Origin of the sequence: Desulfosediminicola flagellatus (assembly GCF_005116655.2) — a bacterium.
GTDB lineage: Bacteria > Desulfobacterota > Desulfobulbia > Desulfobulbales > Desulfocapsaceae > Desulfopila > Desulfopila flagellata.
Map to the genome: position 1 here is coordinate 5412501 of NZ_CP050698.1, position 10449 is coordinate 5422949.

General features: G+C 45.0%; 7 protein-coding genes. 1 reads left to right on the plus strand and 6 read right to left on the minus strand.

Annotation, left to right across the window (positions count from 1 at the left end; translation table 11 throughout):
- Positions 1-112 precede the first annotated feature (112 nt).
- The 6 genes from FCL46_RS22395 to FCL46_RS28340 all read right to left on the minus strand — a co-directional run bounded on the left by FCL46_RS22395 (position 113) and on the right by FCL46_RS28340 (position 9504).
- Complete coding sequence (locus FCL46_RS22395) at positions 113-865, minus strand: phosphatase (RefSeq protein ID WP_136809349.1); 753 nt, start codon at positions 863-865, stop codon at positions 113-115.
- 251 nt (positions 866-1116) lie between these two features.
- Positions 1117-7167 carry a pilus assembly protein gene (locus tag FCL46_RS22400; RefSeq protein WP_167505997.1) on the minus strand — a complete coding sequence of 2017 codons (6051 nt, stop codon included), beginning with the start codon at positions 7165-7167 and terminating at the stop codon, positions 1117-1119.
- A 12-nt stretch (positions 7168-7179) separates the two neighbouring features.
- Positions 7180-7800 (minus strand): pilus assembly PilX family protein, encoded by a 621-nt coding sequence (locus tag FCL46_RS22405; protein WP_167505998.1) that lies wholly within the window; start codon positions 7798-7800, stop codon positions 7180-7182.
- 31 nt (positions 7801-7831) lie between these two features.
- On the minus strand, positions 7832-8263 hold the full coding sequence (locus FCL46_RS22410; protein WP_136809352.1) for a type IV pilus modification PilV family protein: 432 nt from the start codon (positions 8261-8263) through the stop codon (positions 7832-7834).
- Positions 8260-9015, minus strand: a complete 756-nt coding sequence (locus FCL46_RS22415; protein ID WP_167506011.1) for a PilW family protein — start codon at positions 9013-9015, stop codon at positions 8260-8262. The genes FCL46_RS22410 and FCL46_RS22415 overlap by 4 nt, the downstream gene beginning before the upstream one ends.
- 27 nt (positions 9016-9042) lie before the next feature.
- A complete protein-coding gene (locus FCL46_RS28340; protein ID WP_136809354.1) occupies positions 9043-9504 on the minus strand; it encodes a GspH/FimT family pseudopilin in 462 nt (153 codons plus the stop codon).
- A 414-nt stretch (positions 9505-9918) separates the two neighbouring features.
- Between FCL46_RS28340 and FCL46_RS22425 the strand changes: the two genes are divergently transcribed.
- Positions 9919-10350 carry a GNAT family N-acetyltransferase gene (locus tag FCL46_RS22425; protein WP_136809355.1) on the plus strand — a complete coding sequence of 144 codons (432 nt, stop codon included), beginning with the start codon at positions 9919-9921 and terminating at the stop codon, positions 10348-10350.
- Positions 10351-10449: the final 99 nt, after the last annotated feature.

The window sequence follows — 10449 nt, forward strand, 5'->3', positions numbered from 1 at the left end:
TTTTAAAGACATCACAGCAAGAATTCATTGTGGAATTACTCACACCTCAATCGTAAAGAGCCCGCAACTCCTCTTGTATTGAAGGCAGTGTCACTTTGGAAAAACATCAGTTTTAACGCGTAAACAGAAGATCAAACTCCGAAAGATCAACCTGTTTATTTTTTCCTTTGAGAAATGTCAGAAAACTTTCGCCACTACGTGTTAGAATCCGGTCTTTCGGAAAGCCAATAGTGTCAATCAGATGAATACATTCTTCAAAAGCTCCAACCTTGCTTGCGATATGGGCATCACTGCCAAAGGTTAGATAGCCATCATGACGGGCAACAGCCTCGGCAAGAGCAACACAGTTTTTCATACTCCCTGGACGCGAGGTAGTAAACGATGAGTTATTGATCTCCACCAGCACATTATATGACGCAGCAGCACCTGCCACTTCATCAACATCAATAGGGAAAGCGGGATTACCACCATGGGCAAAGACGTCTATCTTACCAGTAGCCATAGCCCTCACAATTCCATCGGTGTGCAGATTCTTCGTTGCCGGGGCTATAACAGGCTGATGGAAGCTGGCAAGAACGATATCCATGTGTTGGTGCACCTCTTCGTCGATATCCAACTCACCCTTGAAATTTATGATATTGGCCTCAACACCACGTAATATACCTACTCCATGCATTATGCGGGGAATAACACGCATATTCAAAAAATACCAGAAATGCGCCGCCCCCGGCATCTGCGGACCATGATCGGTTATGGCAAGGAATTTTAAACCTCTGGCGGATGCTACCGCAATATTTTCGGCAAGTGTACTGTAAGCATGACCACTTGCTACAGTGTGAGTGTGAGTGTCTACTTCAATATTCATAGGATTACTGCTCCACAAGTGGAAATAGCGTATAAGGACAGGACGAGCAGATGAAACTATTAAGGATTCTGCAGCTGCAGTACCAGATCCTGAATTCTGACATGTACAGGAATCTATTCATTGCGAGACGTTTCCTGCTTCTTTCTGATACAGGAGATAGCACGCAACTGCAAAGAATAATCGAAACTCAGATTAAACTCAGTCGTCATGTATTTTTCTCACTCATTGAAACATATATACATTGTTACCACCTATTCCGGAGTTGGGTCCTGATCTGTCCAGGAAATTCTTCCGGACCGAACGTTTTCTACAGTATCAACTTCAGTCTGAATTGTTGTCCCAGTCGACATCTGGCTATAGACTGTCACATTGCTGTTGCCACTCCCGGAACCTGTATGGACTACAGGAACACTTGCCATTCCAGCGCCAAGATCAATATACCTTGAGGTGAGATATTTGATTTCATCATCTACAGTTTCTGTGCTGGTACCAAGAATTGAGACATCCGGATAGCCGGTTCCCGTTGTATAATATACGCCATATAACCTGCTGTTTCCCTCACCTTCGCAGAGATCTCCACTGGGCTGAAATACTGTAGTCAAAAGCACTCCGCCAGTGAGGCTGGATCGTGTGACATTTCTCGTTGAAGGAACAGCGCCGGCTTCTCCGGTGATGGGCGGCAGATTTAGAAGCCACCCTGAAGCTCTTCCACTATCGATTTCATCCTCAATTTCTGTAAAGGTTGCTAAATCGGAACCATCAATAGCCGAAATCGTACTCTGGAGTGTTCCGTCTGTATACACCTCAGCATCACTTACATTGAGTAGATCATCAGTAGTTATTGGATAATTTTCATCTTCATAATCCTTGACTCCGAATAGACCCTGGGTCTCCATCGTGTATTTATCAGCAGTGGAAAAATATCTACCTGAACCGAAATAGAGCCAGTGATTATCATCTTCGTCAAGGCCCAGCATCGGTTGCGCATACAGGGAGAGATCTCTTCCTGCATTGAAAAATGTAACTGGTGCAGTCCACTCTGCAGGGTCAGCATAATCTTTGAATGCCATACGCATTACCCTGCCACTTTCATCTCCATCACTCACATCGGCGTCTTTCACCAGCCCGAAATAGATGGTATTCACCTTAAAATCCAGATCCCAATCAACCGTTGACGGAGTACCCATAAAAGTACTGGCTACACCAGTATCGCAGGCAATGACATTGTAAAAATCATTCAACGCCGTGACTTCGCATCCATCTGCCAACGTTACTGGAGCCGTCGGAGACGACTTCCCCGTAATGAGCTGTTGCAGTTCAAAGAGATATGCATTCGTTGTCTGTGAACTTTCAACCGAGGCTATATCAGCATCTATATTATCAGGACCTGTACCGAAAACCAGATACCAGCTATTACATGCCTCTGTATACCCGTTACAGTTTGTTGCAGTATCCACATCCTGAAAATAGGCAACGGCCGGATAGACTGCCGCAAAACTTCCATCAGGCGGTGATATCTCCCCTAATACCGTTGGTTCAACCTCAGGATTGGTGATATCAATGATGACATAGGCAGATCGAAAGCTATGGCCTACTGTCTCATTCTGATCGAAAGGCTGGACGTCAACCTCCATTTCCCCACCTCCCAGGTTCATGCCAACAACCATTACGGTTCCCCAGCCACCGGGATGATCATCATCCTCAGCAAATATTTTTGCTTCGAAAACCCTTGGCTTACCGTCAATAAAACTTACATGACTGTCATCATAATTGGCATCTTTCAGCCACTGCAGATGCGGCAGCAGATTCATAGGAGCATACGCCCAGAGTTCACTGCCTAGTGGATGTTCTACTGCAGTGGTTCCGTCATATTGGCTTCCTGAAGTTGAATACTCAATTATCTCTTCACCATCATCATCGTTGGTTTCATTATAAAATCCGCCGTTAAACGCATGAATCAATCCATCATTAGCTCCAACATAGACCATCACCCTCCGATTGATATATTGCTTCTTGAATGTGCCATAACTGTCATCATTATAGATGATGTCATAGCCCTCCTGAGGCGAAGAAACCACCGTGGGGGTTGAGTTGACTATATCCCCAAGACGCATGACATTGTCCCCTGTGTCGTCCGAGGAGTATTGGATAGTCCTGTTTCGGCTTCCATCCTTTTCAATACCTCTGATATAATCAATGAGATCCTCAGCCACTGCTTGGCTGGACAGATCAAAAAAGCTATAACTTACAGGATAGGTCGAGTGGCTCAGCATTCCCGTCTCAAAGGCACGGCACTCAGTATCATCAACAACCCCATCCAAATTATCGTCTACCCAGGTAATGATAAATCTGCCTGTGTCAGCGCTATCCAGATCGTAATCCCTGTTAACAGACAGTTCGGTATCGGTTAATGCGCTTAAGTACAGTTGTTCCCTCGCATTCCATATATAGCTGACTTCGTCGAGCTCAACTGTAGTTGTGCTATAGTTTGCCACACGCACCTGATCGCCGGCTTCCAGCCAGGCATCGATCGGCGCAACGATAAAGGAAATCTCACCATCATTAGTCAGAGTCATAGTTGTAGAGCTGGTACCCTCAACCAAACTATTTTCGAGATTTGACACCTGCCAGCTGGAATAGCTGCTACCTGCGTTACCCTGCAGATCATACGTTGCAAAGAGTGCACGATCACAACTAGAAAAATCGCCCTCAGTTGTCGTGATATATGCACTTGTAGAACTGTCATTATCTAATTTCGCACTTCCTGATGAGATAGTCCCTGTTGCATCGCTACCTTCCAGACAGGTTATTGTCCAACCACTAAATGACTCACCCGAAGCGCCAGTGAGATTTTTGGTCTGCAAAGTCAAGGTGTCACCAAGAGTGACCCATGTTCCGAAAGGAGATAGTGTAAAGTCCACCGTACCTGCCGCTATCGTTATGGAATCAGTGCTATAACCTGTTGCTGCAGCATCAGAGGAGATCACTGTCCATAGATTAAAGGTTTCGCCTTCCGGTCCACTCCAATCGTCTGCCGCTATTGACAGGGTTACCTCACCGGTTGTTGCATCATAGGCTGTTACGGTTCCTGAGAGTGTATAGGGTGAAATGGTGAGTGTTGTACCGCTGTACTCTACCACTCCCTCCATAGAATTGGGCCGCATTGTTACTGAGCCGCCGGAAAAGGATGTAACTACTCCCTGCATACTGTAAGCGCTGAACATATCCGGATCGTTGCTGGAGTAAATGCGCATCCGTGTACGACCTTCTCCTTCGTCATAATACGAGGCAACAACCTGGTCCACACAGTAGTTGTCGAGTTGTCCATTGGGCACACATTCAGTCAGGGTTTCACATGCACCATCACTGTTAATCGCATTGTCATCTGGTGGAGTACAATCCTGTCGGCTGTTGCCATAACTGTCGAGCCACAGCGCATTCACCGTACCGAGCCAGCTGGCCTCAACTGAACTATCCGCAGCGCTGTTGCGTGACGGCTCGTAATATGCCTGATACAACGCCCCCTCCCCTTCTACGTTAGCAGATACAACCGCCGCTGAAGTTCCGGAAGATGTGCGGTCCATGATGGCATCAAGCACTCTGGTTAGCGCGTCTTCAAGTTCTCGGGGGTCTGTTGCATAAAAATAATTGTCTGGGATACCATCAGAGCCGGACTCACCGGTACTGTTTATTTCACTATCCCATTCTGAGGTGAGATCAGGCAGGTCGTTATCGTTAGAGTCACTAAAACCGCCATATTTGGCTGCATACCAGAGAGGATCTTCCAACAGGCTGGCAGTCGAAGTGCCTAATGTATAGGTTTTTGAGGAAGCACCCGAATCTGAAGAACTGCATGCTGCATGTGCACCTGTGGAAGGAGTACAGTTACAACCATTGCTGTCAGAACAATCAGGACTGCCAGTATCTACAGCTACTGTCTCTGTATAGCTGAACCCGTTAATACCTGAATGTGCATGAAAGCCGTCATCATCAGTCCCGCTGATAACATAACCGAATCCCATCAGGCCTCCACTGGATTGTGCATGTACCTGGGTCGTAACAGAGAGAGTGCCAGCTCCAGCATCAAAATTATAGGTGAGTGTGCCCCACATGTCCTGATCGAAGTCTCCACCCATTTCAGAGACCTCATAGTTTATATAAAACTTACCGCTTGCAGTCTTACTGTCGAGATTCACTTCCTGAGACACAATTTTAAAGGCAACCAGCGAGCAGTTTCCATCCGGATTAGACCTCTGATCTCTGCAAGCTGGTAAAATCGTAACGAGCGGCCCTGACACTAAACCCTCTGGATCCGGTATTTCGATTACAGCAGTACCAGGGGACAAGGCTACAGAAAAAGTATCAATACTCTGAGTTCCTTCAATATCGCGGTTTCCTGTTGCACTCTCAGGTCGTATGTCCTTAACATGAGCATAGTACGCCAAACCGGCAATCCTATAGGAACCTCCCATGCGTGGAGCTTCAGGACACATTCCACCTGCATCACCGAAATTGGTAATTGTTTTCTGTGTACACAGTTGATCATCATCTCCTGAACCAAGATCAATTTCCCCGACAAAATAGGAATTCCCTGTAATACCTTCTGCATTGCCGACCACATCTGTCATCGAACTGGTTGACTTGTCGCCGGGAAGATCATCACTATCCCAAATTGTCGAAGGCCCATAGCTCTGGGCATCAAGCTCATCATAATCATAAGAAGATGTGCTGCTATTGAGATTTATGACATAGAGATCTGCGCAGTAATTATCATTGTCCAGTGGGTCCTCAAAGTTTTGTGGGACAGGTAAGCCCGGTATTTTGGTTGAACTTGAATTATCTCGATAATCGCCAATAACACCATTACCTGAAAAATAATTTATGGCCTGATAATAAATTTCTGAAAATGGATTAACCCAGTTATGGCAGCGATTAGTAGAAGTCTCAAAGGCGGCAGTGGTGGTTCCCCATGGGCAATTGTCTCCGCTTGAGTCCTCATAGTCACCATCATCACCATCATACCCGGTTATTCGATAGAGACTCCAGGCGTTAATCAGGCCTTGAGCACTTGAACTGTTGTTTGATACGCCATCATCTACAGCAAACTCTGCAACATGTGAAAAAGTACCATCGGTATCAACATTTATCTCGTCCGTCATCGAACCGGTATTACGGATTAAGACCCCGCCGGAAGCGTGTTTTTTATAGGAACCGGCTATCATTCCAAATTCCATTTGATCATTATCGCCATAGGTCTGTAGTAAACCTATAGGTTTATAAACATCATCTGAATCATCAGCAGCATCTACGCCCGGGTAGCTTTTGCATTTTTCCTCACCGAGCAGCCCCTTCACACAGACCTGTACTCTGGCAATATAATTTCCCTGGCCCAGATGCTCTGTAAACGAGGGACTGCTTGAGTGTGCATAAATACCTGACTTGGCAGGATCATTAGCATTAGATGCAGAATGATTGTCGTAATCGGCATTGCTGGCCCAGGTACATTGCCAACCTTCGTTACTCGCCCAAAGGGAGTAGTTGCCCTTCACGACCTTGATGAGCGGTGGTTCCTCAAATTCCTCAGAAAACGTATTATTGTACTGGCCCATATCCACATCGGTGGTATTGCCAAAGGTGATACCCATTAGAGTTTTATCACCAGCGCATCCAGCAGACAGGTTACCCTCATCGCAGTAATAGTCACTTCTTGTAAACGGTGTCAATTGGGGCAAATCTATGCCTCCATAGAACTTAGCCCAGCTATGCACATCGTGGGGTAAATACGCGCGTTCCAGTACTGTTGTATCAGAAGAATCGACCCGGCGATGGCCACCGAATAGAATTTTGCGGATAGTATCAATTCTGGACATAGATACCCAGTTGAGAAAATTACCGCTCCACTGGCCTGTTGAGTCGCCAGCATTGCAATATTTATCGGCAGTAACAGCAGCAGGCTCAAATCGTGTATTTGATGTCGAGTATCCATAGCATTTATACGAATCGAAATAGCCGTAATATTCTATATCATTACTATACGTTGTATCTGCAACACCATCGTCATCAAGATCAGTGTAGTCATTGTACGCGGCATAATAGAGTTGATGGTCATTTGACGTCGCAATCATAACCTTTGGGGTAACCCCTTCAGAAACTATACTGATCGGCATTGTCTGAAAATCAGTCATGCTATATTCTTCACTTGCCAACACAACGCCGTCTACTGAAGAACATGCAATATAAATAAGTAAAAGAGAACCGACCCTGAGTGAGGACGGCTTTGAACATCCAGTTAAAGCAGGCATAGAAAATCTCATTTAGTAATTGCAGTCAAAAGACGAAGCACTGGTAAGGATAGAGGTATCGACCTGCCACCTCACTACAACTGTAGATTCGCTGTTCACTTTTCCACGATGCTGCGAGGCAATAGTGAACACTTTGGCTGTAGCGCTCGTCACACTGACACCTGTGCCGTCGTACCCGGAGCCTGCCAACATCCCACTCCCTGCCGAGCTTTTAATAGTTGAGGTGTTCAGAAAGTTTGTATGCAATACTGCATCATCAATAACTTCATCAGGGTAGTAAACAAACGATCTGTTGCTATCGGATATTGAGTCATAAAGGTCATCGGTTGTAACATTGTCTGAAAAATCGAGGTCCTCGACCTTGATACTGCTGGTAATCATCTCTGATGAAAAGCCACCTGAAGTCGTGGAGCAGATGGCATTCTGGTAAATAAGGTGCTGGGCCAGTTCACTTCCGCCATCTGCCTGATAGAATGTCTGTTTGCGCACCTTATCGCCACCACTTATCATGAGTTCCGTGACGGTTGATTTGATAGCGAGTATTCCAATCAGCGTGAGAATCAGCATGATCATCATCGAGGTTACAAGAACGAAGCCGTCTTCGCACTCTTTCGCAGTACATCTCGTTTTCATATCTTCCTTTGAAATACCATTAGGATATGGGCTAAATATTCCGTTCTCTGATATACTGATACGTAAGAACATTACTTAGTCTCATACCCTTATCCTCGACATGGACGCGCAGGATCTTGCACCCTTCAATGGGATAGTCCTCCGCCACATTCCAGTAAATAGTGAAATTACCATCACTACTATCTACCTGATCATCAGCGCTGACCAGATCGTCCAACCCAGCCTCGCCATCATTGTCACTATCGACAAGATCGTCGTAGTTGGCTTCGATCAGTTCTTCGATCATTTCCATTGCCCGATTCGAACCCATCGTGAGCGTTGAGGCCTTCGCATTGTTAACAATTGAGGTAATATGCATTGAATACAGAGAGAGGATCCCAATCGAGAGGATACACATGGCAATAAGTGCTTCAATGAGTGTGAACCCATCTTCACAAAAGTTGGAACTGGTCGACATTTTCATAATCCCGAATTCCTCAATTTCACCTTTGTCACCAACATTCTTCGTCGATAATTATCGTTATACGGCCCCAGAATTACGCCTGAAGCGGTCGTGTAAGAGAAAGTATTGAGAAAATCACTGTCTGCCCTGCCCGCTCGCGCCAGAAGAGAAATAGTTACCGCACGGATATCATCAAATTCAGATGCTGCAGGGGAAAGTGTAGTTTCCGGGTCATATATGCTATTGGAGTTGGTATCTTCCATGACATACAGGAATTCGACTGCCACGATATTATCAGCAAGAGACTCAAACCCAGTGTCACTGCTATCAACATTGGCCCGTCTTCTGCAAAACGAGGCGGCACCGCTGTCTGCCTGTCCATCGCCATCAGCATCATCGGCCACTGCAAACCCATACTCGATGTCCTCTTCTTTCTCGTTATCGCCGCTCCCGGAGGTGATACCGTTACCATCAGAATCCCAGGTAAATCTGATGGTATTCTTTGTTGCCTCTATAATTCCTATATTGTCAACGGAATCAGGATCATAGCCCGCCAGACGGATCTCCGATGAAAGAAACGTCATTAGGGCACGCAGGTTCTGCTGCATCTCGACAACCTGGTGCTGGGCAAGTTGAGTCTTTTGCTGGGACAGATAGGTAGAAAATATGGCCGCAACTATCACCATCGAAATGGCCATCGTGACTAAAAGCTCAACCAGAGTAAAACCATTTGATGATCTCCCAACCGGGGCAATAACCTTTAAACTCTTCATGTCTCTGCTCTTCGTTATTCCCTTCATCTAGTTCATACTCACATGACCTGTGAGATTGACCTGAAGAGTCGCCTCCCTCGCATTACTATTCTGGATGCACATTTCAGACACAGAACCGTTACTGCGTAGTCCATTAGGTTTAAAGACAATCTCCTCTGGCAAAACAGCATCGCAACTATAGAGTGTGACATAGGAAGGCATCTCTACATCCTTGATTGCATCCTGACCGCCGCTATCATTCTCTGTGTAGATAGAATAACTGCTTCCGGTATCTGCAAAACGGATCGAGACCTCCCGGTTTCTTTTCATTGCGGTCATCCTTGCCAGGTTCGTATCGAAAAGAAGATTTCCCGATGCATCACGAAAATGCACATTAGGAAGCCAGGAGAGAAAATTTGGAATGGCAATTACCGCCATAATTGAAATAATCGAAATAACCACTACAAGCTCAATCAATGTAAAACCTGACGTAGATCGTGATTTTTTCATCGTAGTGGAGTTCTCCGGCTTTAGGTGTCGAAATAACGTAATGGAATTACATATCAGCTAAAGGAGAGATAATGTGAAAATGGGGAGAAAATATGGATTAATTAAGGAAATTAAAACGCTAACCGATATTCATTGCCGAAATCGAATGCCTCGACCTGAAAAATGTTACTCACTACACATACTCAATATACACAGAAGGGGTGATCGTTCACTTGCCAAATGATTGCTTTCCAACAGATTGATTGCTAAAAATATACACATTCCTTCTATTTAGATTTCTAGGATGATCAACCATTCCTTAATTCCATTTTTTATATTAATTACGGAAGATTAGATCGATAATTATTGTTACATACTCTTGAGTCGAAGAGAGTGAGGACCTTTCTTTTTCAAGTTAACGGAGTCAATATTGCCATGACCAATATTCAGATACATGATTGTTCAGCTTTTTCGAACGCAGAATGCAAAGAACTTTTTCAACAAATCCGGGATGAGTTAATCAGCTATAATAATTCGATTATAGCGGGCTTATCAAAATCTTCTGTTCTACTTAGTCTTACCGATAAGGAGGACATAGTTGGTGGATTATTCGGTAAAATCTCGTGGGACTGGCTCCATATTGAACTGCTCTGGATAGAAGAATCATATAGAAACAGTGATTACGGCACACAACTGATTCTAAAAGCAGAAGCAATTGCACAAAAGGCCGACTGTATAGGCGTACATCTCGAATCGAGTACTTTTCAGGCTCCTGGCTTTTACAAGAAACTCGGCTACTCAATTTTCGCTGAGCTTGAAAACAAACCTAGAAAACAGACACAGATCTTTTTCAAGAAAGAATTTTAAAAAGCATCCAGTTAATGCTCAAACGTTACGGGCACAGGCACTATACGATAGTTAAGCGGATACGCCTGGCTATTTGGAATACTGCCACCACCCACCATC

Excerpts from the sequence above, each read along its gene's own strand:
- FCL46_RS22395 (WP_136809349.1), bottom strand. The coding sequence starts at position 865 with ATGAATATTGAAGTAGACACTCACACTCACACTGTAGCAAGTGGTCAT.
- FCL46_RS22400 (WP_167505997.1), bottom strand. The coding sequence starts at position 7,167 with ATGCCTGCTTTAACTGGATGTTCAAAGCCGTCCTCACTCAGGGTCGGT.
- FCL46_RS22405 (WP_167505998.1), bottom strand. The coding sequence starts at position 7,800 with ATGAAAACGAGATGTACTGCGAAAGAGTGCGAAGACGGCTTCGTTCTT.
- FCL46_RS22410 (WP_136809352.1), bottom strand. The coding sequence starts at position 8,263 with ATGAAAATGTCGACCAGTTCCAACTTTTGTGAAGATGGGTTCACACTC.
- FCL46_RS22415 (WP_167506011.1), bottom strand. The coding sequence starts at position 9,015 with ATGAAGAGTTTAAAGGTTATTGCCCCGGTTGGGAGATCATCAAATGGT.
- FCL46_RS28340 (WP_136809354.1), bottom strand. The coding sequence starts at position 9,504 with ATGAAAAAATCACGATCTACGTCAGGTTTTACATTGATTGAGCTTGTA.
- FCL46_RS22425 (WP_136809355.1), top strand. The coding sequence starts at position 9,919 with ATGACCAATATTCAGATACATGATTGTTCAGCTTTTTCGAACGCAGAA.